Origin of the sequence: Nonomuraea sp. NPDC049028 (genome assembly GCF_043197735.1) — a bacterium.
Taxonomy (GTDB): Bacteria; Actinomycetota; Actinomycetes; order Streptosporangiales; family Streptosporangiaceae; genus Nonomuraea.
Map to the genome: position 1 here is coordinate 786,893 of NZ_JBICTR010000002.1, position 25,530 is coordinate 812,422.

General features: G+C 68.3%; 26 protein-coding genes. 20 read left to right on the plus strand and 6 right to left on the minus strand.

The genetic code is table 11. The annotated features are described in order from the left end of the window. The first annotated feature begins 260 nt into the window (after positions 1–260). The 13 genes from glyA (at position 261) to ACGFJ2_RS09795 (ending at position 11,227) form a co-directional block, all read left to right on the plus strand. Positions 261–1,526, plus strand: a complete 1,266-nt coding sequence (glyA, locus tag ACGFJ2_RS09735; protein ID WP_393466592.1) for a serine hydroxymethyltransferase — start codon at positions 261–263, stop codon at positions 1,524–1,526. A gap of 70 nt (positions 1,527–1,596) precedes the next feature. Beyond that, positions 1,597–2,886, plus strand: a complete 1,290-nt coding sequence (locus ACGFJ2_RS09740) for an MraY family glycosyltransferase (protein WP_357942658.1) — start codon at positions 1,597–1,599, stop codon at positions 2,884–2,886. Between the two features lie 131 nt (positions 2,887–3,017). Then, on the plus strand, positions 3,018–3,440 hold the full coding sequence (locus tag ACGFJ2_RS09745) for a hypothetical protein (RefSeq protein WP_393466596.1): 423 nt from the start codon (positions 3,018–3,020) through the stop codon (positions 3,438–3,440). Positions 3,441–3,505: 65 nt separating this feature from the next. Then, positions 3,506–3,721 carry an AtpZ/AtpI family protein gene (locus ACGFJ2_RS09750; RefSeq protein ID WP_214641702.1) on the plus strand — a complete coding sequence of 72 codons (216 nt, stop codon included), beginning with the start codon at positions 3,506–3,508 and terminating at the stop codon, positions 3,719–3,721. A 67-nt stretch (positions 3,722–3,788) separates the two neighbouring features. Then, positions 3,789–4,580 (plus strand): F0F1 ATP synthase subunit A, encoded by a 792-nt coding sequence (gene atpB, locus ACGFJ2_RS09755; protein ID WP_357942662.1) that lies wholly within the window; start codon positions 3,789–3,791, stop codon positions 4,578–4,580. Positions 4,581–4,654: 74 nt separating this feature from the next. Then, entirely contained in the window at positions 4,655–4,894 is a 240-nt protein-coding gene (gene atpE / locus ACGFJ2_RS09760; protein ID WP_357942664.1) for an ATP synthase F0 subunit C, read from the plus strand. 28 nt (positions 4,895–4,922) lie between these two features. Further along, positions 4,923–5,474 carry a F0F1 ATP synthase subunit B gene (locus ACGFJ2_RS09765; protein ID WP_393466600.1) on the plus strand — a complete coding sequence of 184 codons (552 nt, stop codon included), beginning with the start codon at positions 4,923–4,925 and terminating at the stop codon, positions 5,472–5,474. After that, positions 5,471–6,292 carry a F0F1 ATP synthase subunit delta gene (locus ACGFJ2_RS09770; protein WP_393466603.1) on the plus strand — a complete coding sequence of 274 codons (822 nt, stop codon included), beginning with the start codon at positions 5,471–5,473 and terminating at the stop codon, positions 6,290–6,292. The genes ACGFJ2_RS09765 and ACGFJ2_RS09770 overlap by 4 nt, the downstream gene beginning before the upstream one ends. 24 nt (positions 6,293–6,316) lie before the next feature. Continuing rightward, positions 6,317–7,966, plus strand: a complete 1,650-nt coding sequence (gene atpA, locus ACGFJ2_RS09775; RefSeq protein WP_357942670.1) for a F0F1 ATP synthase subunit alpha — start codon at positions 6,317–6,319, stop codon at positions 7,964–7,966. Between the two features lie 3 nt (positions 7,967–7,969). Beyond that, positions 7,970–8,872: a F0F1 ATP synthase subunit gamma gene (locus ACGFJ2_RS09780; RefSeq protein WP_357942672.1), complete on the plus strand. Its 903-nt coding sequence runs from the start codon at positions 7,970–7,972 to the stop codon at positions 8,870–8,872. Position 8,873: 1 nt separating this feature from the next. Continuing rightward, a complete protein-coding gene (atpD, locus tag ACGFJ2_RS09785) occupies positions 8,874–10,319 on the plus strand; it encodes a F0F1 ATP synthase subunit beta (RefSeq protein ID WP_357942674.1) in 1,446 nt (481 codons plus the stop codon). Between the two features lie 61 nt (positions 10,320–10,380). Continuing rightward, on the plus strand, positions 10,381–10,782 hold the full coding sequence (locus ACGFJ2_RS09790) for a F0F1 ATP synthase subunit epsilon (protein ID WP_225290371.1): 402 nt from the start codon (positions 10,381–10,383) through the stop codon (positions 10,780–10,782). A 64-nt stretch (positions 10,783–10,846) separates the two neighbouring features. Further along, positions 10,847–11,227 (plus strand): DUF2550 domain-containing protein, encoded by a 381-nt coding sequence (locus tag ACGFJ2_RS09795; RefSeq protein WP_357942676.1) that lies wholly within the window; start codon positions 10,847–10,849, stop codon positions 11,225–11,227. 134 nt (positions 11,228–11,361) lie between these two features. Here the strand turns inward: ACGFJ2_RS09795 and ACGFJ2_RS09800 are convergent, their stop codons facing one another. Then, a complete protein-coding gene (locus ACGFJ2_RS09800) occupies positions 11,362–11,952 on the minus strand; it encodes a cob(I)yrinic acid a,c-diamide adenosyltransferase (protein WP_393466610.1) in 591 nt (196 codons plus the stop codon). 127 nt (positions 11,953–12,079) lie between these two features. Here ACGFJ2_RS09800 and ACGFJ2_RS09805 point away from each other — a divergent pair, with 127 nt between their 5' ends. The 4 genes from ACGFJ2_RS09805 to ACGFJ2_RS09820 all read left to right on the plus strand — a co-directional run bounded on the left by ACGFJ2_RS09805 (position 12,080) and on the right by ACGFJ2_RS09820 (position 15,689). Further along, the gene (locus tag ACGFJ2_RS09805; protein ID WP_393466613.1) at positions 12,080–12,976 is read left to right on the plus strand and encodes an ABC transporter ATP-binding protein; all 897 of its coding nucleotides are present in this window, start codon (positions 12,080–12,082) and stop codon (positions 12,974–12,976) included. Continuing rightward, entirely contained in the window at positions 12,973–14,082 is a 1,110-nt protein-coding gene (locus tag ACGFJ2_RS09810) for an ABC transporter permease (RefSeq protein ID WP_393466616.1), read from the plus strand. Before ACGFJ2_RS09805 ends, ACGFJ2_RS09810 begins: the two co-directional genes overlap by 4 nt. A 30-nt stretch (positions 14,083–14,112) precedes the next feature. Continuing rightward, positions 14,113–15,282 (plus strand): histidine kinase, encoded by a 1,170-nt coding sequence (locus ACGFJ2_RS09815; protein WP_357942684.1) that lies wholly within the window; start codon positions 14,113–14,115, stop codon positions 15,280–15,282. A gap of 89 nt (positions 15,283–15,371) precedes the next feature. Beyond that, positions 15,372–15,689 (plus strand): STAS domain-containing protein, encoded by a 318-nt coding sequence (locus ACGFJ2_RS09820; protein WP_357942686.1) that lies wholly within the window; start codon positions 15,372–15,374, stop codon positions 15,687–15,689. Between the two features lie 201 nt (positions 15,690–15,890). Here ACGFJ2_RS09820 and ACGFJ2_RS09825 read toward each other — a convergent pair whose 3' ends face one another. The 5 genes from ACGFJ2_RS09825 to nucS form a co-directional block, all read right to left on the minus strand. After that, positions 15,891–16,514 carry a TetR/AcrR family transcriptional regulator gene (locus ACGFJ2_RS09825; protein WP_357942688.1) on the minus strand — a complete coding sequence of 208 codons (624 nt, stop codon included), beginning with the start codon at positions 16,512–16,514 and terminating at the stop codon, positions 15,891–15,893. A gap of 63 nt (positions 16,515–16,577) precedes the next feature. Next, a complete protein-coding gene (locus tag ACGFJ2_RS09830) occupies positions 16,578–18,050 on the minus strand; it encodes an aldehyde dehydrogenase family protein (RefSeq protein ID WP_393466620.1) in 1,473 nt (490 codons plus the stop codon). Between the two features lie 37 nt (positions 18,051–18,087). Continuing rightward, a complete protein-coding gene (locus tag ACGFJ2_RS09835) occupies positions 18,088–18,648 on the minus strand; it encodes a GNAT family N-acetyltransferase (protein WP_393466623.1) in 561 nt (186 codons plus the stop codon). Between the two features lie 3 nt (positions 18,649–18,651). Continuing rightward, a complete protein-coding gene (locus ACGFJ2_RS09840) occupies positions 18,652–19,962 on the minus strand; it encodes a carotenoid oxygenase family protein (protein WP_393466625.1) in 1,311 nt (436 codons plus the stop codon). Positions 19,963–20,036: 74 nt separating this feature from the next. Beyond that, positions 20,037–20,699, minus strand: coding sequence for an endonuclease NucS (nucS, locus tag ACGFJ2_RS09845; protein ID WP_357942695.1), 663 nt, complete (start codon positions 20,697–20,699; stop codon positions 20,037–20,039). Between the two features lie 152 nt (positions 20,700–20,851). Here nucS and ACGFJ2_RS09850 point away from each other — a divergent pair, with 152 nt between their 5' ends. From ACGFJ2_RS09850 to ACGFJ2_RS09860, 3 genes are all read left to right on the plus strand, one after another. Next, positions 20,852–21,142 carry an ATP/GTP-binding protein gene (locus tag ACGFJ2_RS09850; protein WP_393466628.1) on the plus strand — a complete coding sequence of 97 codons (291 nt, stop codon included), beginning with the start codon at positions 20,852–20,854 and terminating at the stop codon, positions 21,140–21,142. A gap of 65 nt (positions 21,143–21,207) precedes the next feature. Continuing rightward, positions 21,208–21,912, plus strand: a complete 705-nt coding sequence (locus ACGFJ2_RS09855) for an alpha/beta fold hydrolase (RefSeq protein WP_357942699.1) — start codon at positions 21,208–21,210, stop codon at positions 21,910–21,912. A 372-nt stretch (positions 21,913–22,284) separates the two neighbouring features. Then, on the plus strand, positions 22,285–25,392 hold the full coding sequence (locus tag ACGFJ2_RS09860; RefSeq protein ID WP_393466631.1) for a LamG-like jellyroll fold domain-containing protein: 3,108 nt from the start codon (positions 22,285–22,287) through the stop codon (positions 25,390–25,392). The last annotated feature ends 138 nt before the right edge of the window (positions 25,393–25,530 follow it).

Here is a 25,530-nt window from a genome sequence, read left to right on the forward strand (position 1 = left end):
ACGGTTCGTGGGGGTTGGGGTGCCGTCGAGCGGCCCCGGGGGGAGCGGAGGAGGCGGTCCGTGATGGCTTGGGTCCCTTCGGGCGGGTCCTCCGTCGGGGGAGTGGAAGATGACGGTCCGTCGTGGCTGGGGTTCCCGTCAGGTAGAGGAAGGACGGATGGTCGGCGCGCGTTCGTGGAGCAGCGCTCCGGCAGCCCGCCTGACTGCCGGAACGACGGTGGGGCATGGGAAAAACGGACAAATGGCCGTACAGTGGGAGAATGGGTGTAGCGCCCTACTACGGTCCGGACTTTGGACGGCTCCAGCGGCAGGACCCCGAGCTGGCTCAGGTGCTGCTCGACGAGCTGGAACGGGTCCGCGGTGGTCTCCAGCTGATCGCGAGTGAGAATCTCGCTTCCCCGGCGGTCCTCGCCGCCCTCGGATCCACCCTGACCAACAAGTACGCCGAAGGCTACCCGGGCCATCGCTACTACGGTGGCTGCGAGGTCGTCGACCGGGCGGAGCGGCTGGCGATCGAGCGGGCCTTGAGGTTGTTCGGGGCCGAGCACGCCAACGTGCAGCCCCATTCGGGGGCCTCCGCCAATCTCGCGGCGTACGCGGCCCTGCTGCAGCCCGGCGACACCATGCTGGCCATGGACCTGCTGCACGGCGGTCATCTCACCCATGGCTCGAAGGTGAACTTCTCGGGAAGATGGTTCGACGTCGTGTCATACGGGGTGCGACGGGACACCGAACTCATCGACTACGACGAAGTACGGGACCTCGCGCTGCGGCACCAGCCAAAAGTGATCGTCTGTGGCGCCACCTCCTACGCCCGGCTGATCGACTTCGCCGTCTTCCGTGGCATCGCGGACGAGGTGGGCGCCTGGCTGCTCGCCGACGTGGCGCATCCGATCGGGCTGATGGCCGGTGGCGCCATTCCGTCCGCCGTGCCGTACGCGGACGTGGTCACCTACACCACGCACAAGGCGCTGCGCGGACCGCGCGGGGGCGGCATCCTCTGTACGGCGGAGCTCGCCGCGCGGATCGACCGGGCGGTGTACCCGTTCATCCAGAGCGGTCCCCTCATGCACGCCGTGGCGGCCAAGGCGGTGGCGTTCGGCGAGGCGCTGCGGCCCGAGTTCGGCGCGTACGCCAAGCAGGTGGTCGCCAATGCCCAGGCCCTGTGCGACTCCCTGGCGGCCGAGGGGATGCGGCCGGTGTCAGGCGGCACGGAGACGCATCTGATGCTCATCGACCTGCGCGAACTGGGCGTGTCGGGCGCCGAGGCCGAGCGGCGGTGCGCCGCGGCGGGGATCACGCTCAACCGGAACGTGATCCCGTACGATCCGGAGCCTCCGGCCGTGACCTCCGGGATACGTGTCGGCACTCCGTGTCTCACCACTCAGGGGATGGGGCCCCAGGAGTTGAAGGAAGTGGGGGCCCTGCTCGTGCAGGCCGTACGCCATCCGGGCACTGCGGCCGAGGTCAAGGGGCGGGTCGCGGCCCTGGTGGGGGCCTTCCAGCCATATGACAGCCAATATTAAGAGCCAAAATTAAGCTGGTGTGTGTCGATTTCCGGTCACAGCCGGTCGGAGCATCCAGGAAACTAGGTCCGTGCGCGAATACCTGTTCATGGCGCTCATTGCGGCAGCGGTGACGTATCTGCTCGTCCCGCTGGTGCGCCGCTTCGCCATCCGCATCGGCGCCATGCCCGAGGTCCGCGAACGCGACGTGCACACCACGCCGACGCCGAGACTGGGCGGTCTGGCCATGTACGGCGGGCTGGTCGTCGGGCTGCTGGTGGCCAGCGAGCTGACCAACACCGGCAAGGTGCTGAGCGAGGCCGAGGGCAACCCGGTGATGGCGTTGATCATCTCGGGCGGCCTCATCACGTTGACGGGGTTCCTCGACGACTGGTGGGGCATGGACGCCTTCATCAAGCTGGCCGGCCAGATCGCGGCCGCCGGCGTGCTCGTCTGGTTCGGCCTGCGGCTCACCTACATCCCGCTGCCCAAGGACTGGGGCGGCTCCACCAGCCTCGACTACACACTGAGCACCGTCATCACGATCATGGTCGTGGTGGTGGCGATCAACGCGGTCAACTTCGTCGACGGCCTCGACGGCTTGGCGGCGGGCATCGTCTGCATCGCGGGCATGGCCACCTGGGCCTACTCGATCTTCCTCAAACAGAGCATCAGCGGCGACCGCATCGCCACCACGGCGGCCATCGCCGCCATCCTCATCGGCTGCTGCCTGGGATTCCTGCCGCACAACTTCCATCCCGCGAAGATCTTCATGGGCGACACCGGGGCGATGCTCATCGGGCTCGTGCTCGCCTCCTCGATCGTCACCGTGACGCCGGTCGACCCGTCGGTCATCGAGGGCATGAACCGGGTGCCGGTGCTGCTGCCGCTGCTCGTGCCCGCCGCGGTGCTGGTGCTCCCGCTCATCGACCTGATCACCGCCGTCGTGCGGCGCACCTCGCACGGCATGTCGCCGTTCGCGCCCGACCGCGGTCACCTGCACCATCGCCTGCTCGACATCGGCCACTCCCACCGCCGCACTGTGCTGATCATGTACGCGTGGACGTTCCTGTTCGCGTTCGGCATCGTCGCGCTGTCCACGATCGGTGTGCCCATCCTGCTGTTCCCGGTGGTCATCCTGCTCGCGCTCGGTGTGCTGGTCCTGATGGCCGCGCCACGCTGGCGGGGCAGGGGCGGCCTCCACTCCCGCGGCAGGTCCGACGACGACGGCCCGCCCACCGGCCCCATGCCGCCGATCGTGCCGGAAGCCGAGGTCAGGCGGCAGGTCCCGCCGCCCGTCGGACCGCCGCCGGGTCCGTCGCAGGAGCGGGCGAGCGCTGCGGCGAAACCGGTCATTCCTGCCGTTCCAGGCCGTTCATGATCGCGAACTAGAAACGGCAGGTAAAAGCGGTCTTCAGTGAGCTTGTGATATCTTTCACGAGCAGGGGCCCCCAATGCACCGGCTTTGGGGGTAGCAAACGCTCGCTTGATAACATGCTTACTGGAGCACCGATGCAGGCCAACGACGTGCGCGTACTCAAGAGTGCCGCGATCCCCACCCTCGCGGTTGGGGTGGTCGCCGTGGTCGTGGCCCTGCTCCTGTCGGGAGCGAAGGGAGCGCTGGGCGCGGCCATCGGCACGGCGCTCGTCGGTGTCTTCTTCAGCATCAGCGTGGTGGCCGTCTCCTACGCGGCCCGAGTGTCCCCGCAACTCATGGCCATCGTCGCCATGGTGAGCTACCTCATCAAAGTCATCGCCATCATGGCGATGCTGGCGGCCTTCGGCGACACCACGGCGTGGAACAACAAGGCTTTTGCCTGGTCCGTCGTGGTATGCACGCTCGTCTGGACGGCCTTCGAGGTCCGGGCGTTCATGAAGACAAAAATGCTTTATGTCGACCCCGAAGCCAAGGTCCCGGGGAACGGTGGCCCATGAGGCTGGTAAAGGGATGGGGTCCGATATGACTAGTCCTCTACTTGCCTGCTATCGTCGGCCCCGCGATGAGCGAACAGGAACGCCGACCGGAAGACGACGGTCAGGACTTCGCCAACGCCGCATGGTCGATCCCCAGCTACCTGCTCGCCGGGATGGCGATCTACGGCGGCGGCGGCTGGTTGCTGGACCGTTGGCTCGACACGTCCGCGTTCTTCCCTATAGGCGTCGTCCTGGGGATCGTGCTGTCCGTGTACCTGGTCTACCGCAAGTACGGTCGCTAGCCGCACGGCGCGACCACTTCGCTGAGGAAACCCTTGTGATCCGCTACGACGTTGAAGGGAACGCCGCGTGAGTGCGCTGACGGTCCTCGCCGACGATCAGTTCAAGGCGCCGTCGCCTGATGAACTGTTCAATTTCGCCCCCATCATTCCCGGGGTGGACTGGTTCACCAAGCCGGTTCTTCTCGCGATCCTCAGCTCGATCATCGTGATCGGCTTCTGCTGGGCAGCCTTCGCCAGCCCGAAGATCGTGCCACGGGGCGTTCAGAACGTGGCCGAATACGGCTACATGTTCGTCCGCGACCAGGTCGCCCGGCCCTTCCTGGGCAAGGACGCCGACCGGTGGATGGGCCTGCTGCTGACGCTGTTCTTCCTGGTGTTCGTGTGGAACATCATGGGCGTCGTCCCGCTGCTCCAGTTCCCCGTGGCCTCGCACATCGCCTTCCCGGCCGTGCTCGCGATCTCGATCTACGTGCTGAAGGTCTACCTGGGCGTCAAGCACCAGGGCGCGATCGGCTACTTCAAGAACATGATGTTCCCGCCGGGACTGCCCAAGCCGATCTACATCCTGCTGTCGCCGATCGAGTTCCTGTCGAACCTGATCATCGCGCCGTTCACGCACGCCGTCCGACTGTTCGCGAACATGTTCGCCGGTCACATGCTCCTCGCGTTCTTCAGCATGGTGGGCTTCTGGTTCCTGTTCGAGAAGCTGACTCCGCTGGGCGCCCCCGTCGGCGTCATCGGCGTGATCATGACCATCATCTTCACCGGCTTCGAGATCTTCATCCAGTTCCTGCAGGCGTTCTTGTTCGCCATGCTGGCGTCGATGTACATCGGCAACGCACTTCACCCCGAGCACTGAGAACCATCCATACCGGAATATCCATGACCGGTGGAGACATCGCTTCACCGGCCGTCCAGTAAAGGAATACAGCAATGAGCGTTCTCGCTGAGGTCTCCGGCAACGTCACCGCCATCGGTTACGGTCTTGCCGCCATCGGCCCCGGCATCGGCGTCGGCATCATCTTCGGTCAGGGCGTGCAGGCCATCGCGCGTCAGCCCGAGGCCTACGGCCTGATCCGCCAGAACATGCTCCTCGGCTTCGTCCTCACCGAGGCCCTGGCCCTGCTCGGTCTGGTCGCGCCGTTCATCTTCCAGAACATCGGCGCCTCCTGATCACCCCTTCTGACGAAAGGCTGCATCCATGATCAAGGCAGCTACGCTCCTGGCCGCGGAGGAGGGGTCCAACCCCCTCATCCCGCACACATTCGAGCTCGTCGTCGGTATCTTCTCGTTCTTCGTCGTCCTTTTTGTAGTCGGTAAGCTGCTCGTCCCGCGTATCCAGAAGACGCTGGCCGAGCGGACCGAAGCTATCGAAGGCGGCATAAAGAGAGCGGAAGACGCTCAGGCCGAGGCCCTGAACCTGCAGAAGCAGTACCGCGAACAGCTGGCCGAGGCCAGGCAGGAAGCGGCTCGTCTCCGTGAGGAGGCTCGCGAGCAGGCCGCGGAGATCCGGGCAGAGCTCCGCGAGGAGGCGCAGGCCGAGGCCCGCCGTCTCGTCGAGGCGGCGCACGCCCAGATCGAGGCGGACCGGCAGGCGGCCTTCGCCCAGCTCCGTACCGAGATCGGCCGGCTGTCGACCGACCTGGCCGGCCGCATCGTTGGTGAGTCCCTGGAGGACGAGGCCCGGCAGAGCCGCGTCATCGACCGGTTCCTCGACGAGCTGGAGCGCTCGGACGCGCAGGCGGTGCGGTGAGCGACCAGATGAGGGGCCTCAGCAAAGACTCGCTCGCCGTGGTCGAGGAGCGGTTCAACGCTGTGGCGGGCTCGGCGGACCTGGGCCGGCTGGCCGAGGACCTCAACGCGATCGCGGACCTGCTGGACCGTGAGCACGGACTGCGCCGGGCCCTGTCGGACCCGGCCCGGCCCGGTGCTCAGAAGGCGCAGGTCATCCGGAATCTGCTCGATGGCAAGGTCAGCGCGGCCGCGCTCGCCACGGCCGAGGCCGCGGTCGAGGTCAAGTGGTCGCGCGCCGGAGACGTGGCCGACGTGCTCGAACGGCTCGGCGTCGTCGCCGCGGCCGCGGAGGCCGAGGCGCAGGGCAAGCTGGACGACGTGGAGGACGAGCTCTTCCGCTTCGGCCGGATCGTCGCCGCCAACCTCGAGCTCCGCCTGGCCCTCACCGACGCGGCCGCTCCCGAGGAGGGCAAGCGGCAGCTGCTGCAGGACCTGCTCGGTGGCCGTGCCGCCCCCACCAGCCTGCGTCTGATCACGCAGGTGGTCGTGCATCCTCGTGGGCGTAGCCTGGAGGCAGGCCTGGAGGAGTTCAGCCGGCTGGTGGCGCAGCAGCGCCAGCGCCTCGTCGCGACGGTGCGCACCGCGGTCGAGCTGACCGGGGAGCAGAAGCAGCGTCTCACGGCGTGGCTGCGCACCTCTTACGGTCGCGACGTGCACGTCAACGTCGAAGTGGATCCCCGAGTGCTCGGTGGTTTCTCGGTCCGCATCGGCGACGAGATCATCGACACCACCATTGTGGGACGAATCGAAGAAGTCCGCCGCCGGTTGGCCGGCTAGGGCGATAGAGGAGACAGAGAAGAGATGGCGGAGCTTACGATCCGGCCGGACGAGATCCGGGACGCGCTTGAGCGCTTCGTCCAGGCGTACGAACCGGAAGGCGCCGCGCGCGAGGAGATCGGGACCGTCGTCGACTGTGGCGACGGCATCGCCCATGTCTCCGGCCTTCCCTCGGCGATGGCGAACGAGCTGCTCGAGTTCGAGGACGGCACGCGCGGCCTGGCACTCAACCTCGACACCCGCGAGATCGGTGTCGTGGTCCTGGGCGACTTCAGCAGCATCGAGGAGGGCCAGACGGTCCGCCGGACGGGCGAGGTCCTGTCCGTGCCCGTCGGCGATGGCTTCCTCGGCCGCGTGGTCGACCCCCTCGGCAACCCGCTCGACGGCAAGGGCGCCATCGAGTCCGAGGGCCTGCGCGCCCTCGAACTCCAGGCCCCCTCGGTCGTCCAGCGGCAGCCGGTGAAGCAGCCGCTGCAGACCGGCATCAAGGCGATCGACGCCATGACGCCGATCGGCCGTGGCCAGCGTCAGCTGATCATCGGTGACCGTGGCACCGGCAAGACCGCGATCGCCGTGGACACCATCATCAACCAGCGCGAGAACTGGGCGTCCGGTGACCCGGACAAGCAGGTGCGCTGCGTCTACGTCGCGGTCGGCCAGAAGGGCTCGACGATCGCCCAGGTGCGGGCTCGCCTCGAGGAGGCGGGCGCGCTCGAGTACACCACGATCGTCGCCGCCCCGGCGTCCGACCCCGCGGGCTACAAGTACATTTCGCCCTACACCGGTTCCGCCATCGGGCAGCACTGGATGTACCAGGGCAAGCACGTTCTCATCGTCTTCGACGACCTGACCAAGCAGGCCGACGCCTACCGCGCGGTCTCGCTGCTGCTGCGCCGTCCGCCGGGCCGTGAGGCCTTCCCGGGCGACGTCTTCTACCTCCACTCCCGCCTGCTGGAGCGCTGCGCCAAGCTCTCCAACGACATGGGCGCGGGGTCGATGACCGGTCTGCCGATCATCGAGACCAAGGGTAACGACGTCTCGGCGTTCATCCCGACCAACGTCATCTCCATCACCGACGGGCAGTGCTTCCTGGAGACCGACTACTTCAACGCCGGTATCCGCCCCGCCATCAACGTCGGTATCTCGGTCTCGCGAGTCGGTGGCTCGGCGCAGATCAAGGCGATGCGGAAGGTCGCGGGCACGCTGCGTCTGTCGCTGTCGCAGTATCGCGACCTGGAGGCCTTCGCGGCCTTCGCGTCCGACCTCGACGCGGCGTCCAAGGCTCAGCTGGAGCGCGGTCAGCGCCTGACCGAGCTGCTCAAGCAGGCCCAGTACTCGCCGTTCTCGGTCGAGCGCGAGGTCGTGTCGGTCTGGGCCGGCACCACCGGTGAGCTCGACGAGGTGCCGGTCGAGGACATCCGCCGCTTCGAGTCGGAGTTCCTGGACTACCTGCAGAGCAAGCACAAGGGTGTCTTCGACAGCATCCGTGAGACCAACGATCTGCTGGACGACACGGTGACCGTGCTCAAGGACGCCATCACGGAGTTCAAGAAGTCCTTCACCACCTTCTCCGGCGAGCTCCTGGTCAAGGACGAGCCGGTCGCACCGCTCGAAGAGGGCGAGGTCGGCCAGGAGAAGATTCGCAAGGTCGTCCGCTCGGCGGAGAAGAAGTAGCCCATGGGTGCCCAGCTAAGGCTGCTGCGGCGGCGGATCAAGTCGGTCAAGTCGACCGCCAAGATCACCCGCGCTCAGGAGCTCATCGCCTCTTCGCGGATCGTGAAGGCGCAGATGCGGATGCAGGCGGCGCTGCCGTACGAGCGTGAGATCACTCGCGCCGTCACCGGTGTCGTCAGCAACGCGGCGAGCGTCGACCATCCGCTGACCGTGGCGAAGGACAATCCCACCAAGGCGGGCGTGCTCGTCGTCACCAGCGACAGTGGGTTCTGCGGCGGCTTCAACGCCAACGTCCTGCGCGAGGCCGAGGCCCTGCGCGGACTGCTGAAGACCCGCGGCCTGGAGGTCATCCCGTTCGTCACCGGCCGTAAGGGTGTCACCTGGCACTCCTTCCGCAACCGGACGATGGGCGGGCAGTGGGTCGGCTTCTCCAGGAAGCCCGCCTACAGCGACGCCAAGGAGATCGCCGAGCTGCTGATCGAGTCGTTCAAGGACGAGAACGGGATCGACGAGATCCACATCGTCTCGACCGAGTTCGTCTCGATGCTCACGCAGAACGTCGTGGTCAAGCGCATCCTGCCGCTGGAGGTCGAGGAGACCGAGGCGAGCGAGAGCGACGCGATCCCGCCCTACTTCGAGTTCGAGCCCACCGCGGCCGACGTACTCGAGTCGCTGCTGCCGCGTTACGTGGAGTCCCGCATCTTCACGGCGCTGCTGGAGTCGGCGGCTTCAGAGGAGGCCGCGCGTCGCCGCGCGATGAAGTCCGCCACGGACAACGCCAACGAGCTGATCCGCGTGTTCACCATGCAGATGAACCAGGCTCGTCAGGCGGAGATCACCCAGGAAATCAGCGAGATCGTCGGTGGCGCCAACGCGCTCGCTGACGCCGCAGCGGGGAAAGAGTGAAATGACTGCAGAGGCTGTTGAGACCGTTGAGACCCCCGCGGCCGGTGTCGGCCGCGTGGCTCGGGTCACAGGGCCCGTCGTCGACGTGGAGTTCCCCGTCGAGGCGATGCCCGACATCTACAATGCGCTGACCATCGACGTAACCCTCGGTGAGGACACCAAGCTGCTGACCCTCGAGGTCGCCCAGCACCTCGGTGACAACATCGTCCGGGCCATCTCCATGCAGCCCACCGACGGTGTGGTCCGGGGTGCGGCCGTCACGGACACCGGCCTGCCGATCTCGGTGCCCGTCGGCGACGTCGTCAAGGGTCACGTGTGGAACACGCTCGGCGAGTCGCTGGACGTGCCGACCGCTTCTCTCAAGATCAACGAGAAGTGGGGCATCCACCGGCCGTCGCCGCCGTTCGACCAGCTCGAGTCGCGCACCGAGCTGCTCGTCACGGGCATCAAGGTCATCGACCTGCTCACGCCGTACGTACAGGGTGGCAAGATCGGCCTGTTCGGCGGCGCGGGTGTGGGCAAGACCGTCCTCATCCAGGAGATGATCCGCCGGGTCGCCCGCAACTTCGGTGGCACCTCGGTGTTCGCCGGCGTCGGCGAGCGCACCCGTGAGGGCAACGACCTCTGGCTGGAGATGGAAGAGGCGGACGTCCTCAAGGACACCGCGCTCGTCTTCGGTCAGATGGACGAGCCGCCGGGCACCCGTCTGCGGGTCGCCCTGTCGGCGCTGACGATGGCGGAGTACTTCCGCGACGTGCAGAAGCAGGACGTGCTGCTCTTCATCGACAACATCTTCCGCTTCACGCAGGCCGGCTCCGAGGTGTCCACGCTCCTCGGCCGTATGCCGTCGGCCGTGGGTTACCAGCCCACGCTGGCCGACGAGATGGGTGTGCTCCAGGAGCGCATCACCTCGACGCGTGGTCACTCGATCACCTCCATGCAGGCGATCTACGTGCCCGCCGACGACATCACCGACCCGGCCCCGCACAACGCGTTCGCGCACCTCGACGCGCAGACCGTGCTCTCCCGGCCGATCTCGGAGAAGGGCATCTACCCCGCGGTGGACCCGCTCGACTCCAACTCCCGCATCCTCGACCCGCAGATCGTGGGCGAGGAGCACTACGCGGTGGCCCAGGAGACCAAGCGGATCCTGCAGAAGTACCGCGAGCTCCAGGACATCATCGCCATCCTCGGTATCGACGAACTGTCGGAAGAGGACAAGGTGACCGTCCAGCGGGCCCGCCGTATCGAGCGGTTCCTGTCGCACCCGATGTACGCCGCCGAGGCGTTCACCGGCCAGCCCGGCGAGAACGTGCCGCTGGAGGAGACCATCCGCTCCTTCAAGGGCCTGTGCGCCGGCGAGTACGACCACCTGCCCGAGCAGGCGTTCTTCATGGTGGGCGGCATCGACCAGGCCATCGCCAAGGCCAAGGAACTCGAGCGCTGATCGCCCGTGGTGGGGGTATGGCGCGAGCCGTACCCCCACTCCTGTCCGGAAAGGAGCCTACGTGGCGAAGCTACGAGTAGGCGTTGTCTCGCCCGAGCGTGAGATCTGGTCGGGCGAGGCCGACATGGTGATTGCCAAGACCGTGGACGGCGAGATCGGTATTATGCCGCAACACGCACCTGTGCTCGGCGTCCTCGTCGAGGGCGGCGTGCTGCGCGTGAAGCGGGAGGGCAAGGGCGACCTGGTCGCGGCGGTCCACGGCGGATTCATCTCCGTGGCCGACGACGAGGTGTCCGTGCTCGCCGAGGTCGCCGAGCTCGGCTCGGAGGTCGACATCGCGGCGGCCCGTGACGCTCTCGAACGGGCGCAGGCCTCGATCGAGGCCGACCAGGCGGACGCCGACGCGGCCGTCGAGGCCAAGCGTGCCAAGGCCCGGCTGCGTGCGGCCGGCGAAGAGGTCTAGATCCTTTGAGGTCTAGATCCTTGAGGTCTAGTTTTTTGAAGCGGGTTTGATGCAAGGGGGCGGCTTGGTAGCGACGGTTCTCATCTGTGTGCTGCTGGTCGCCGTCCTGGTGGTGTTGCGCGGGCTCCTGGTGGCCCGCTCCCGGGGGAGTGTGCCCTGCCGCCTGCGCGTGGGAGACCACGGCTGGCAGCGCGGGGTAGCCCGCTACGCCGACGGGGAGCTCCATTGGATCCCGCTCATAGGTCTGCGACTCAGGCCCCGCCACGCTATCGCGAGGCGGGGCCTCGTCGTTTCCTCGCGGCGGGAGTTGGACAGTGGGTTCTTCGCGGTGGACTGCTCTGGCACCACGCGGGACATCTCGCTGGCGATGAGTGCGGACGCGCTGACCGGGTTTCTCGCCTGGCTTGAGTCCGCGCCGCCGAGCGCTTATCTGGACGTCGCCTAGGCTCCGGTGGGGTTCGTCACGCGACCGTTTCGGTCTTTGTGACGGTCCGTGGTGGTTGAGGTCCCTTGGGAGGGATACCCCCTTCGGGGGAGCAGAAGAACGCGGCCCGTGGGGGCTGAGGTCCCTAAAGGGAGTTAGCGGGTGCCGCCTGGCTTCCAGAGGATCTCGCCGCCCGCGTGGGCGACTCTGCACAGGATGAACAGCAGGTCTGACAGGCGGTTGAGGTATCTGGCCGTCAGCGGGTTCATGTCCTCGTGCGCTTCCAGCGCCGCCCACGTCGTACGTTCCGCGCGCCGGACGGTGACCCTTGCCACGTGCAGCCCGGCTATCGACGGGTCGCCGCCGGGGAGGATGAAGCTGCGCAGTGGCTTGAGCTGCTCGTTGAACTCATCGCACCGCGCCTCCAGCCAGTCGATGTAGGACTGCTCGACCCTCAGCGGCGGGAACTCCGGATTGTCCGTGACCGGCGTCGCCAGGTCGGCGCCCACGTCGAAGAGTTCGTTCTGGACGCGGATCAGCACCGCCGTCAGCTCCATCGGCAGCGTGCCGTGCGACATGGCCAGGCCCAGATGGGCGTTCGCCTCCTCCACGTCCGCGTAGGCCGCCAGGCGGAGGTCGGTCTTGGCGGTGCGGCTCATGTCGCTCAGCGTGGTCGTGCCGTCGTCTCCGGTGCGGGTGTAGATCCGGGAGAGGACGACCGGCTTGTCCTTGTCGGCACGCGTCATGAGGTCAGCGTAATGACAAAAGTCACCCGGAACGGACGCGGGGCGCATACGGCGTCGGTGATTTGCACGACTACCAGCGTGCGGCGCCGCCCGAGACGATGGCTTGCATGACTAAGGAGAGGATCTGATGCTCGAGATCAGCGAGCTGCGTAAGCGCTTCGCCGGTGGGCCGGACGCGCCGGAGGGCAAGGTGGCCCTCGACGGGATCAGCTTCGCCGTACGGGCGGGCGAGATGTTCGGGTTCGTCGGCGCGAACGGCGCCGGCAAGACGACCACCATGCGGATCGTCATGGGTGTGCTGCAGCCTGATGAAGGCTCGGTCGGCTGGCAGGGCCGGCCGCTGGAGTACAACGACCGGCGGCGGTTCGGCTACATGCCCGAGGAGCGGGGGCTGTACCAGAAGATGCGGGTCGCCGAGCAGGTCGAGTACTTCGGCCGGTTGCACGGTATGGACGCCGCGGCGGCCAGGACGGCGGCCGACGACCTGCTGGAGCGGCTGGGCCTGACCGAGCGCCGGGGTGACGCGGTCGAGGCGCTGTCGCTGGGCAACCAGCAGCGCGTGCAGCTCGCGGTGGCGCTGGTGCACGATCCCGAGGTGCTGGTGCTCGACGAGCCGTTCTCCGGGCTCGACCCGATCGCGGTGGACGCGCTGGCCACGGTGTTGCAGGAGCGGTGTCGCGGGGGCGTACCGGTGATCTTCTCGAGCCATCAGCTGGAGCTGGTGGAGCGGCTGTGCGACTCGGTCGGCATCGTGGCAGCGGGCCGGATGGTGGCCAGCGGTACGGTCGGCGATCTGCGGGCGGCGGAGGGCCGTACGCTCCGCGTCGTGGTGCGCGACCCGGCGCCCGGGTGGGCCGACGGCCTGCCGGGCACCGTCACCGTCACCGGCGATCGGCATGTGCTGCTCACCACCGACGGGGATGGCCAGGAGATCCTGCGCCGCGCCATGAAGGCCGGGCAGGTCGAGCACTTCGGCGCCGAACAGCCGACCCTGACCGAGATCTTCAAGGAGGCCGTGGCGTGAACAGCGTGATGCTGGTGGCGAGGCGCGAGATCACCACCCATATCCGGACGAAGGCCTTCGTCATCGGACTGCTCATCACCGCCGTACTGGTGGGCGCGGTGGCGTTCGCGCCGAAGGTCCTGGACCGCCCTGATTCGTACAAGATCGGCACTGTGAACTCCCAGCAACTGCCGCTCAAGGCGGCCCTGCCGGAGGCGGAGTTCGAGTGGCGCACGTTCCCCGACGAGGCGGCGGCCAAGAAGGCGGTGCTCGACGGCGATGTGGACGTGGCGCTGGTGAACAACGCCAAGGTGCTCACCGACGGCGAGATCGAGTCCGAGCTGGGCGTGCTGCTGCAGAGCACCAACCGGGAGCTCAAGCTGGGCGCCGCAGGCGTGTCGATCCCGCCGCTCCAGATGGTGTCCGTGGGTGCCGACACCCGCTACCAGGCCGCCAGGACCGGGATCGCCGTGGTGCTCGTCCTCGTGCTCTTCATGCTGATCATCGGACAGGTCATGATGGTCGCCATGGGAGTGGTGGAGGAGAAGGGCAGCCGGATCGTGGAGATCCTGCTCACCTCGGTCCGGCCGTGGCAGCTGCTCGCCGGCAAGATCATCGGCTTGGGCGCGCTCGGCCTGATCAACCTCGTCACGATTCTGGTGGTCGGGGTGTCGGCCTCGCTCGTCTCGGGCATCGCGGTGGATTTCCCGCCCGGCCTGCCGGGGATCGTGGCAGGAGTGCTGCTCTGGTTCGTACTCGGCTACGCCTTCTTCGCCACGCTCGCGGCCGCGCTCAGCTCACTGGTCTCCCGGCAGGAGGAGGTGAGCAACGTGATGTCTCCCCTGACCATGCTGATCATGGTGACCTATTTCGGTGCCTTCTACGCCACCACCGACCCCACCGGGACGCTGGCCAGGGTCGCCTCGCTCGTGCCGCCGTTCTCCTCGATGGTCATGCCGGTGCGGATGGCCGCCGCCGACGTGCCGCTCTGGGAGATCGGGCTGTCCACGGTGCTGATGGTGCTCGCCGTGGCGGGGGTGCTGTCCTTCGGCGCGAAGGTGTACGAGCGGGCGGTGCTGCGGACCGGGGCCAGGGTCAAGCTCGGCGACGTGCTGCGCGCGAAATAGATGGACCCGAAACAGGTGGACGCGAAATAGATGGATGCGATCAGGCGGGCGCGGCGCATCTCCCTGTGCGTGCTGAACTCCATGATCGTGATGACGTGGGTCGGCATCGCCCTGGCGACCCTCGGCGGCCTCGCCACCGGCACGCTCTCCTGGCTGCGCATCGTGCCCGCGATGATCGCCTTGATCGTCTTCACCTGGCTCTTCCTGCGCATCACCCGCGCCGTCCTGGAGCGCCGCTACCTCACGAGAGAGGTGGTGGCGGCCGGCGCTCTCGCCGTCCTCGCCGCGGTGTTGGGGGGCGCCGACCCGTTCGGATGGGGCTTCGGGCTGCTGGCCTGGGTGTCCGTGGCGCTGATCAATATCCGCGTGTGGGCGGCTGTGGGCCTGGCAGTGGGTACGGCCGCGGTTGGCACCGGGCTGGGCGTCGTCACCCTCCTCATGGGACAGCCCCTCGTGTCGATCCTCGTTCCGTACGACGATGGGGCGGTCCTCGCCCTGGGACTCGTCTACGCGATCATGTGCGCCCTGCTGCCGCCGTCCAACCGGTTCTGGGCGTGGATCTACACGCTCGCCGTACAGGCTCACGAGGGCAGGGAGGCGCACACCCGGCTGGCGGTCGCGGAGGAGCGGCTGCGCTTCGCCAGGGACCTGCACGATCTCGTGGGGCACCAGCTCTCGGCCATCGCGGTCAAGACCGAGCTGGCCGTACGGCTGTCGGCCGCCGACGCCGTCGCCGCGAAGGCGGAGATGGTGGCGGTGAACACCCTGACCAGGACGGCGCTGCGGGAGCTGCGCCAGGCGGTGCGCGGCTATCGCGAACTTGACCTGAGCGCTGAGCTGAATAGCGTGAAAGGCGTACTCGAAGCGGCCGGCGTCCGCTGCGAGCTGCTGCTGCCCTACCGCGAGCCGCCCGGCGGCGTGGCGCCCGTGTTCGCCTACGCGGTCCGCGAGGCGGCGACGAACGTGCTCAAGCACAGTACGGCCTCTTTCTGCGAGATCACCCTCCGCTTCACCGAGGAGGAGGCGGAGCTGAGCGTGCGCAACGACGGAGTGGTCCGCCATCAGGTGTCCGACCTGGGCAGTGGCCTGACGGGCATGGGGGAGCGGCTGGCGGACATCGGCGGCAAGGTGACGGCCCGTCCCACAGGCGATGGAGAGTTCCTTCTGCGGGCGGTTGTGTCACTTCCGCTGCGTGGGTAGGGGGACGGTGCCGGGTTCACCTCGGCGGACGCCCTGCGGAAGGGTATGAATACGCCGCGTGAGGTGTGCGGCGTGACTGAGGAGGTGGCATGCGCGTCCGGGGCAATCCCAAGGCCCAGGTGGTGCGGATCGGAGCGCGGCTCGACGCGGGCACGTCGGCGGGGGTGCGGGAACGTCTGCACGACGCGGTCGACTCCGGCGAGGGCGATCTGATCCTCGACCTCTCCAAGCTGGAGATGATCGACGCCACCGGTCTCGGAGTGCTCGTGGGCACGCATCGGCGCGCGCTCAGCGTGCAACGCCACCTCGTTCTTCGGGGGGTGCCACCGCGGATCATGCGGGTCTTGGCGGTGACCCGGCTGAATCGGGTCCTGCGGGTAGAGATTCAGGCAGCCGCGGTGGCCTGAAGCGGCGCCCGGCGGGTGCTCGGGAGTGCGCCGGGATGTCGCGATATATAGGGGCGAGCAGCGATCAGCCGCTGCTCGCCCTCTTTTCCGCGGCCATACTCCCACACGCGGTAGTAGTTTCTGGAACTCAGATATCACCCTTTAGCTTGGTGATTATCTCCTTACCAGATCGCCAGATAAACACGAACCGTAATCAGCGCCTCACGGCGAACCGAGGGATCTGCCGAAGATGTGTACGGCCACACCGACCAGTTCGTCGATGGACGGCGGCTCCTCCGACAGCAGCCATTCGATGAGCAGCTCTTGTAGCGCTCCAATAACCCCGAGCGCCACCAGGCGTCGATTCGGTTCGGCGCCCAGAGGGAATTCCGCCGCCGCCTCCTCGACAAGGCGGGCGAAGGAGTCGACGGCCCGCTGCCGGGAAGCGGTCAGAATGTCGCCCGACCTGCGTACCTCAAGGTGCATGATGCGGGCGCGACGCCAGTCGGCCGTGGAGAACTCGATATACGCGCGAATCCCGGCCTGCATCCTGTCGTCCAGGGTCGCAGGCGCCTCTTGTAACGCCTTGGCCACAACGGCGAGGGTTTCCTCCGCGCACCGCTCGTGCAGCGCCTGAAGAAGTTCCTCACGGCCGCCGAAACATTCGTAGAAGGCGCGGTTCGAGATCCGGGCCTCCGAGCACAGCCTTTCGATGGTCGTAGCCACGAAACCTGGCTTCGCGTATAGCGTGTAGGCGGCTGTCATCAGCCGCTCGCGTCTGTCCGCCAGCCTTTGCTCAGCCGACATTCCCCGGTAAGACCGGTTCACATTCCACCCGTCCAACATGATCGTGGCCCCCAGAGCACACAATTATGGACGGATGATCCGTTTTGGGAAAGAGCATATACTTTATCTCTTACGTCGGCCGTGCAAGAACGTGACAAGCCTGATCAGCCGCTCAAGCTCAGCGGGGGCTCTGCTGAACGAAGTCAGGTTCATGCCGGGCATCGCGAAGCGTTGACGGCTGATCGCTTTGGGCCTGGCGAACTCCCGCAACCCGTCGGCCCCGTGGATGCGCCCGAAGCCGGAATCGCCGATTCCGCCGAACGGCAGCGCGGGCACTCCGGCGAACGAGATGACCGAGTTGACGGCCGTCATCCCGGTACGCATCAGCCGGGCCAGCTCCGTCGCCCGGCGCGCGTTGCCGGAGAAGACCGTGCCGGCCAGCCCATATGCGGAGGCGTTGGCCAGCTCCAGCGCCTCCCGCGCGTCGCGGGTGCGCCGTACGGTGATCGTCGGGCCGAACGTCTCCTCGCGCACCGCGGGGGAGTCCTCCGGCACGTCCTCGACGATCACCGGGTCGACGTACGGCGCCCGCACCGAGCCGGGGCCACCTGTCACGACTTTTCCAGACTTGGTGGCGTCGTCGATGTGGCGCCGGATGATGTCCAGCTGGCCCGGCATGGTGATCGGCCCGTAGTCCTCGCCGGCTTTGACCGTGGCGACCCGGTCCGACAGCTCGCGCATGAAAGTTTCATAGACCGCGTCCACGACGTACACCCGCTCGACACCCACGCACGTCTGCCCGGCGTTGGACATCGCCCCCCACAGACAGGCGTCGGCGGCGGCCTTCAGGTCGGCGTCGGCGTCGACGATGAACGCGTCCTTGCCGCCGCACTCGGTCACGATCGGCGTCAGGTTCTCGGCGCAGGCCGCCATGACCCGCTTGGCCGTGGCGGTCGAGCCGGTGAACGCCACCTTCTTGACCCGCGGGTCCTTCGCCAGCAGCGCGCCCGTCTCCCCGAGCCCGGTCACGGTCTGGAACACCGGCTGCTCCGGCACCGACTCGGCGAACAGCTCCGCCAGACGTACCCCGACGCCGGGGGTGAGCTCGCTCGGCTTGAAGACGACCGCGTTGCCGGCCGCGAGCGCGTACGCGATCGAGCCCATCGGCGTGAAGACCGGATAGTTCCACGGCCCGATCACACCGACCACGCCCAGCGGCAGGTATTCGAGCGTGGCGGCCAGGTTGAGGCCGATCACCCCGGTCGAGACGCGGCGCCGCCCCAAAACCTTGGCCGCGTTGCGGGCCGCCCAGTCGAGGTGCGTGATCGCCAGCACCATCTCCAGCGTGGCGTCGCCGACCGGCTTGCCCGTCTCCTCGTGCACGAGCCCGGCCAGCTCCCTGAGGTGCTGGGTGAGCACGGCCTTGTAGTCGAGCAGGCGGCGCCTGCGCTCGGCGGGAGCCAGCCCGGCCCACCAGGTCGCGGCCTGCTCGGCCCGGCCGACGGCATCGCGTACGCCCTCGGCGGACTGCTTGGGGTGACTTCCGACGACCTCGCCGGTAGCCGGGTTCAGTGAGTCGAACGTCAGCGTGGTCATGGCGTCACCCTAGACCGGTAAGCCGTCACTTACCAGCTCAGGACGCCGCCCGCCACATGCCCCACACGAGTGGCCCGTCGGGGAGCCGGAACTCTTCGGTGACGTGGAATCCGTACTTCTCGTAGAGCGACACGTTGGACTCCTTGCTGCACTCCAGGTAGACGGGCAGCCCGGTGCATCGGGCCAGACCGGTTCGCAGCAGCGCCCCGCCCACGCCGCGGCCCCGCACTTCGGGCAGCGTGCCGATCTGCGCCAGGTACCAGTGCGGCTCGGCGGGCCGGTGCGCGGCGAACGTCTCCTCCAGCACCATGCCGTGCGACACCCGCTCGCCCATGGCCTCGACGAAGCCGGGGAGGCCGGCCTCGTCCGGCTGGTGACCCGGCGGATCCCAGAGCGCGGCCCCCGCCATCGCGCCCTCGGCGTCGTAGGCGGCCTCGGTGATCGCGTGGCTGTAGCGGGCGAGCGTGGTGAACATCAGCGCCGTGCCCGGATCGTCCGGCAGCAGCCACCTGACCACCGGGTCATCGTGGAACGCCCTGGCCAGCACCTCACCGGCCAGCTCGATGACGGCCGGGTCCGCGACGAGTGCGAGGTCCATGGCTCAGCCCTCCGCCAGCCACGTCCCGTGGAAGCCGGCCGGGACGCGCTGGGGCAGCCGGATCGACGCCACGTCCGAAAGGTCGCTCGCGTCGAGCACCAGCAGCTCGGAGCTGCCGCCCGTGGTGACCACCGACAGCAGCCAGCCCTCGTCCTCGGCCCGCGCCCCCTCGGCCGCCACGAACACCGCCTCGCCCGTGTCGTCGCCGGTCATCCTGACCTGAGCGGTGTCGGTCTGGTGGTCGTACTTGACGATGGAGTTAGAGTTCTCGCCCACCGTGTACAGGTAGCGGCTGGGGCGGCCCAGCAGGTCGTCGGCGAACGTGGGGAACTCGATGCCCCGGTCGTCGAGCGCCTCCTCCTTGACCAGGCCGGACGCCGGGTCGAGCGTCCACTGGTGCAGTGTCGCGCCGCCGATCGTGGCCGCGTGCCTGGCCGGGTCCCCGGTGTTGCCGATGCGGGCCCAGACCCGGGTGAAGGACTCCCGCGAGTAGCGGGCGCCGTTGAGCACGATCCGGCCGTCCGCGTCCTCCCACGCGTTGCCGACGTGGAAGACGTAGCACGGGTCGACCTCGAACCACTGGGTCGGGCCGCCCTGCCTGGGCGTCACGCCGATCCGGGCGCCGTATCCGTCCTCCCAGGCGTACGGCATGCCGCCCGCGCGCCCGGCCTCGAACACGAAGGGCAGGTCGAGCCAGACCAGGTAGTGCTCGGTGACGGCGAAGTCGTGCATCATCGTCGACTTCGGCACCTCGATCTCCCGGCTCTCCACCAGCTCGCCGCCCGCCGACAGGCGGTGGTAGGTGACGTACGGCGGGGCGTAGCCGTAGCCGAAGAAGTGCAGCTCGCCGGTGGCCGGGTCCTCCTTGGGATGCGCGGTCATGGCCGTGGTCAGCCGCCCGCCGAAGTCGCACGGGCCGACCGTGGCCAGCTCCGGCGTCATCTCGTACGGCAGGCCGTTCTCGACGAGCGCGAAGATCCGGTCGGCGTGCCTGATCACGGAGGTGTTGGCCGTGACGGCGGCCAGGTCGACGCCGCGCTCGCCGATGAAGGGCGCGTCGTCGGTGAACTTCTTGGTGCGAACCCACCGGTTTCGATACCACTCCGCCCGGCCCCGGACGATCCGTACGCCATGCAGCATCCCCGCTCCGCCGAACCAGTGGCCGGGGTCGAAGCCCGGCTTTGGATTGGGTCCGTTACGGAAATATCGCCCGGTCAACTCGGTGGGCAGGGCGCCGGAGACGGGGAGGTCGTGGGCCTCGGTCTCGTCGGAGACGGGGGCGAGGTTGCCGCTCAGGTAGAAGGGCGTCGTCATATCACGCTCCAATCTTGATAGGTCAAAACTAGAATGTCTAGTCGTGACATGTCAACACAGGAACGTGGTGTGTATCAGAAGAGCGTGGGGTTCTCCGGTTCGATCCCGCGCAGCGCGTCGTAGTCGAGCGTGACGCAGTGGATACCCCGGTCGGTGGCCAGCACGCGGGCCTGGGGCTTGATCTCCTGGGCGGCGAAGACGCCGCGGACCGGGGTCAGCAGCGGGTCGCGGTTGAGCAGCTCCAGATAGCGGGTCAGCTGCTCGACGCCGTCGATCTCGCCGCGGCGCTTGATCTCGACCGCCACCGTCGCGCCGACCGCGTCGCGGCACAGGATGTCGACCGGGCCGATCGCCGTCATGTACTCGCGGCGGACCAGCGTGTAGCCGGGGCCCAGCGTCGTGATGTGCTCGGCGAGCAACTCCTGAAGGTGCGCCTCGACGCCGTCCTTGATCAGACCGGGGTCGACGCCGAGCTCGTGGCTGGAGTCGTGGAGGACCTCGTCCATCGTCAGGACCAGCTTCTCGCCGGACTTGCCGTGGGTGACGGTCCAGGTCTGGCCGTCCTCCTTGAGCTTGCACGGCGGGTTCATCCAGTTGAGCGGCTTGAAAGCCCGGTCGTCGGCGTGGATGGACACGCTGCCGTCCGCCTTGATGAGAATGAGCCTCGGCGCCATCGGCAGGTGAGCCGTGAGCCGTCCGATGTAATCCACGCTGCATCGCGCGATGACCAGCCGCATGACGGCCAACCCTACCGGCTCTGGAAAACTGGACGCATGGCGTTCGCGATGGTGGGAGTGGTCGCCCCCGGCCCAAGGGGCGCGGGGGCCGGCGAGATGTCCGTTCGGGCGGAGCCATTCGTACGGGCGGAGCCATTCGTACGGGCGGAGCCATGAGCCCGCGCCGCGCCCGCCGCAGGGAGTCGTCGCGCCCGCTCGGCCTGCCCGGGGGCATGGAGCGGGTGGAGGAATGGCCGGACGGCGAGTGGAAAGTCCGCATGCTCACCGGCTCCTCCTCGGCCAAGGACTACCGTTGCCCCGGCTGCGACCAGGAGATCCGCGGCGGCCAGCCGCACCTGGTGGCCTGGCCGAGCTGGAGCGGCGGCGACGACGAGCGTCGCCATTGGCATCCGGCCTGCTGGCGAAAGAGACTGGATCGCGGCCCTGGCCGCAGTCGCTACTGAGCGGCCCCGCCCCCGCCCCCAGCCCCCGCCCCCCAAGGGGCAAGATCACACTGAAGGGACCGACCTTGGAGATTCGCGCGGCGACGGTGCTGCCCGCCCGGCGAGAGCCGATCGAGTTGCACACGGCCGACGGCCAGACCCTGGTCGGGGAGCTGGCCCTGCCCCTCGACCGGCCCCCCGTGGCGACACTCGTCACCTTCCATCCGCTGCCCACCCACGGCGGGTTCATGGACAGCCACGTCTTCAAGAAGGCGGCCAACCGCCTGCCCGCCCTGGCCGACCTGGCCGTGCTCCGCTTCAACACGCGCGGCACCTCCTCCGAGCGTGGCACCTCCTCCGGCACCTTCGACGGAGGGGAGGGGGAGCGGTTCGATGTGGCGGCGGCGCTGGAGTACGCCGAATACCACGACCTGCCGCACGTGTGGGCGGTCGGCTGGTCGTTCGGCACCGAGCTGACGCTGAAATGGGCCCGCGACCCGCTCGTGGAGGGCGCCATCCTCCTCTCGCCGCCGCTGCACCGGGCCACGGACGAGGACCTGGACGCGTGGGCCGAATTCGGCCGGCCGCTGGTGGCGCTGGTGCCGGAGTTCGACGACTACCTGCGGCCCGAGGAGGCCAGGCGGCGCTTCGCGCGGGTGCCGCAGGCCGAGGTCATCGGGGTCGACGGGGCCAAGCACCTGTGGGTGGGCGAGCCTTACGTACGCATCGTGCTGGATCAGATCGTCAGCCGGGTGAACCCGGCCGCGGCCCCGCTGCCCGTCGACGCCTGAGTTGGCGATTATTTTCGGACATCGTGTAGTTCTTGATGAAATCCGCCGAAAGATCTAGACGAATCCTCTATCGCGGGTGACAATCCGATCGTCAATTGAAGATCGCGGCGTCGCCGGGCGGGCCTGACCTGCGTGGCGTCTCCGGCTCGGCAGCGGCGAGGGTGGATGCGCGTAGTTCGTGGTCTGGTCGTGGTGATGTTGGCAGGGGCGGTAGTTGCAGGGCCCCTTGATCATCTGGATGCCGTCGCCAGCGCGCGACAGAAGAGCACGGACACCGTTCTCCGAGAACAGAGCACGAACGCGGGGACCCCGGCGGAGAAATCCGCTCTCGCCCTGGCCCGCCGGGACGGCCGGCCGGTCGAGGTGGAGTCGATGCGCACCGAGACGCGCCAGGTCTTCGCCCAGCCGGGCGGCACCCTCCTCCTGGAGCAGTACGCGCGGCCGGTACGCGTCCGCAAGGCAGGCGGCTGGGTGGCCGCGGACGCGGCACTCCGGTTTCAGCCGGACGGGTCGATCGCCCCGGTCGCCACCTCGGTGGATCTCCGCTTCTCCGGCGGGGGCGGCGCGCCGCTCGCCCGGATGGCCCGCGGCGCCAAGGCAATGGAACTCAATTGGCCGGGGCAGCTGCCCAAGCCGACGCTGAGCGGTGACACCGCGACCTACGCCGAAGTGCTGCCGGGCGTGGATCTCCAGGTGAAGGCGGACGTCGACGGCTTCTCGCATCTCCTGGTGGTCAAGTCGCGGGCGGCGGCCGAGAACAAGGCCCTGACCGAGCTGAGCTTCCCGATCTCGACCGCCGGCCTGTCGATGAAGTCCACCGAAGGCGGCAACCTCGAGGCCAACGACGCGAACGGCGGCACGATCTTCACCGCCTCGCCGCCGATGATGTGGGACTCCTCCGGATCCTCGGCCGCGCGCACGCTGGCCGCCGGCGAAGGCTCACCCGCCGACGCCCGGCACGAGGTGATGGGCCTGCGGCTCGTGGGCAAGAAGCTGCTGCTCAAGCCGCATCGCGGCATGATCGAGGACCCGGCGACCCGCTATCCCATCTACCTGGACCCGTTCTTCTCGGCGGCCCGGGGCGCGTGGACCTCCGTCTGGAGCAACAACCCCACCTCCAACTTCCTGAACGCCAACGACGTCGCCAGGGCGGGACACGTCCCCGGGCAGACCAACAGGTCGTTCTTCCAGATGAACACCGGCTCGACCATCCACGGCAAGCAGATCATCAAGGGGACGCTGCGGACGTACGAGACGTGGTCCTACTCGTGCACCAAGCGGCCGGTCGAAGCCTGGTCCACCAACTCCATCAGCAAGGCCACCACCTGGAACAAGCAGCCGACGTGGGTCAAGCTCCTCGACACCCAGAACGTGGCGAAGGGCTGGGGATCGTCCTGCCTGCCCGGCGGCGTGGAGTTCAATGTCACCAGCCAGGTCGTGGACGCCGCCGCCAAGAGCTGGCCCAACATCACCATCGGGCTCAGGGCGACGGACGAGGGCGACAACTACGGCTGGAAGAAGTTCAAGAACAACCCGAGCCTGGTGATCGAGTACAACTCGCTGCCGTCCGTGCCCGTCGCGGCCGACATGTGGTCGGACCCGGGAGGCGCCTGCGTCTCCGGGGACGCGCGGCCGGTCATCGGCGGCACGACGCCGAAGCTGTGGGCCAAGCTGCGTGACGTCGACAACTCGGTCAAGGGCCGGTTCGAGTGGTGGACCGCGGCCGGTGTGAAGGTCAGCGAGTACGTCACCGGGCTGCAGAGCACGGGCAGCGCCTTCTACGCGCAGGTTCCCGCGGGCGCCTACGCCGACGGTTCGGTGATCCGCTGGCGGGTCCGCGCCGAGGACGGCAAGGCCAACAGCGCCTGGGGCCCCTGGTGCGAGGCCACGGTCGACGCCTCCGCTCCCGGCAAGGAGCCGGGCGTGACGTCGTCGCAGTACCCCGAGGGCGGCTGGAACGACGGCGTCGGCCGGGCCGGCTCCTTCACCTTCACCCCCAACGGCGTCTCCGACGTCGCCACCTACGTCTACGGGCTCGACACCACGCCGAAGACGGAGGTCGCGGCCGGCCAGGCGGACGGCACGGCGACGATCCAGCTGACCCCGCGGCATGACGGCCCCAACGTGCTGTCGGTACGCAGCAAGGACCGCGCCGGACAGCAGGGCCCGATCCGCACCTACCTGTTCAACGTCAACGCGGGCACCGGCCCCGACGGCCACTGGGCACTCGACGAGGGCCAGGGCACTGTGGCCGCCGACCGTACGAACGCCCACCACGCCACCCTGTCCGGCCAGGCCACCTGGACGACCGGCAGGACCGGACTGGGCCTGCGGCTGGACGGAGTGAGCGGCCAGGCGCAGACCAACGGCCCCGCCGTGTCCACCCAGGGCAACTTCACCGTCACCGCCTGGGCCCGGCTGACCAGCGCGAACGCCAACGCGACAGCGGTCAGCCAGGGCGGTACGCGGGCCGGTGGCTTCGCGCTGCAGTACTCCAAGGCCGACGACCGCTGGGCGCTGAGCCGTACCGTCGCGGACGCCGACGGGGCGCAGAGCGTGCGCGCGCTGTCGGCGGCGGCGCCGAGGCTCGGCGAGTGGACCCATCTCACCGGCGTGTACGACGCGGCGGCCAGGGAGCTGTCCCTGTACGTCAACGGACGGCTGGAGTCGACGGTCCCCTTCACCCAGCCATGGGACGCGACCGGGGCGCTGGCCATCGGCAGGGGGACGGTCAACGGGGCGGCGGCCGAATTCTGGCCCGGCGACCTCGACGAGGTCCGCGTCTATGGGCGAGCCATGTTCGCCGACGAGGTCGCCGACCTGGTGAACAGCGCCGCGACGCTGGTCGGGCACTGGAAGCTGGACGAGGAGTCCGGCACCACCGCCGCCGACTCCTCCGGCAAGGGCACGGCCGCGACACTGGCCGGCGCCGCGACCTGGGGTGAGGGCTGGCTGGACGGCGGCCTGGCGCTCGATGGAGTCAACGGCCACGCGCAGGCCGGCGCGCCCGCCGTCAACACCAAGGCCGGGTTCACCGTCGCGGTCTGGACGCAGCTCGACTACCTGCCGACCCGCGACGCCGCCGCCGTCTCCCAATCCGGCACCCGGGCCAGCGGTTTCCAGCTCGGCTTCGACAAGGAGCAGGGGCGGTGGGTGCTCGGCATGGCCGCCGCCGACACCGACACCGCCGCGCTGGTGCGCACGCGGTCCGACGCCGTACCCGCGCCGATGGAGTGGACCCATGTGGCCGGGGTCTATGACCCGCTCCAGGGCGAGCTGCGCGTCTACGTCAACGGCCGCCTGTCGACCAGCACCATCACCGACCACGTAAGCGCGTGGAACGCCACCGGCCCGCTGCAGCTCGGCCGGGCCAAGACCGCGGGCGTCTTCGCCGGCTACTGGCCGGGAACCGTGGACGACGTCCGCACCTATGACGGTGTGCTCAACGCCGAGCAAATCTCTCAACTAGCCGCCCAGTAATCCCCCATAGACCTAGTCGCCCAGTAACCCCCCATAGACCGGGAGAGGTCGAAATGGATCAACCGAGCGAGTTAGACCTGCCGGAAGCCTACTGGAATCGTTTACAGCAACCCGCGAAACGGACGTCGTGGCCCCGCC

Coding starts and splice junctions, on each gene's coding strand:
- atpA (WP_357942670.1), top strand. CDS start 6,317: ATGGCGGAGCTTACGATCCGGCCGGACGAGATCCGGGACGCGCTTGAG.
- ACGFJ2_RS09800 (WP_393466610.1), bottom strand. CDS start 11,952: ATGACGCGTGCCGACAAGGACAAGCCGGTCGTCCTCTCCCGGATCTAC.
- ACGFJ2_RS09805 (WP_393466613.1), top strand. CDS start 12,080: ATGCTCGAGATCAGCGAGCTGCGTAAGCGCTTCGCCGGTGGGCCGGAC.
- atpE (WP_357942664.1), top strand. CDS start 4,655: ATGAGCGTTCTCGCTGAGGTCTCCGGCAACGTCACCGCCATCGGTTAC.
- ACGFJ2_RS09745 (WP_393466596.1), top strand. CDS start 3,018: ATGCAGGCCAACGACGTGCGCGTACTCAAGAGTGCCGCGATCCCCACC.
- ACGFJ2_RS09820 (WP_357942686.1), top strand. CDS start 15,372: ATGCGCGTCCGGGGCAATCCCAAGGCCCAGGTGGTGCGGATCGGAGCG.
- nucS (WP_357942695.1), bottom strand. CDS start 20,699: ATGCGGCTGGTCATCGCGCGATGCAGCGTGGATTACATCGGACGGCTC.
- ACGFJ2_RS09850 (WP_393466628.1), top strand. CDS start 20,852: ATGAGCCCGCGCCGCGCCCGCCGCAGGGAGTCGTCGCGCCCGCTCGGC.
- atpD (WP_357942674.1), top strand. CDS start 8,874: ATGACTGCAGAGGCTGTTGAGACCGTTGAGACCCCCGCGGCCGGTGTC.
- ACGFJ2_RS09815 (WP_357942684.1), top strand. CDS start 14,113: ATGGATGCGATCAGGCGGGCGCGGCGCATCTCCCTGTGCGTGCTGAAC.
- ACGFJ2_RS09765 (WP_393466600.1), top strand. CDS start 4,923: ATGATCAAGGCAGCTACGCTCCTGGCCGCGGAGGAGGGGTCCAACCCC.
- ACGFJ2_RS09750 (WP_214641702.1), top strand. CDS start 3,506: ATGAGCGAACAGGAACGCCGACCGGAAGACGACGGTCAGGACTTCGCC.
- glyA (WP_393466592.1), top strand. CDS start 261: ATGGGTGTAGCGCCCTACTACGGTCCGGACTTTGGACGGCTCCAGCGG.
- ACGFJ2_RS09780 (WP_357942672.1), top strand. CDS start 7,970: ATGGGTGCCCAGCTAAGGCTGCTGCGGCGGCGGATCAAGTCGGTCAAG.
- ACGFJ2_RS09830 (WP_393466620.1), bottom strand. CDS start 18,050: ATGACCACGCTGACGTTCGACTCACTGAACCCGGCTACCGGCGAGGTC.
- ACGFJ2_RS09835 (WP_393466623.1), bottom strand. CDS start 18,648: ATGGACCTCGCACTCGTCGCGGACCCGGCCGTCATCGAGCTGGCCGGT.
- ACGFJ2_RS09860 (WP_393466631.1), top strand. CDS start 22,285: ATGCGCACCGAGACGCGCCAGGTCTTCGCCCAGCCGGGCGGCACCCTC.
- ACGFJ2_RS09825 (WP_357942688.1), bottom strand. CDS start 16,514: ATGTTGGACGGGTGGAATGTGAACCGGTCTTACCGGGGAATGTCGGCT.
- ACGFJ2_RS09840 (WP_393466625.1), bottom strand. CDS start 19,962: ATGACGACGCCCTTCTACCTGAGCGGCAACCTCGCCCCCGTCTCCGAC.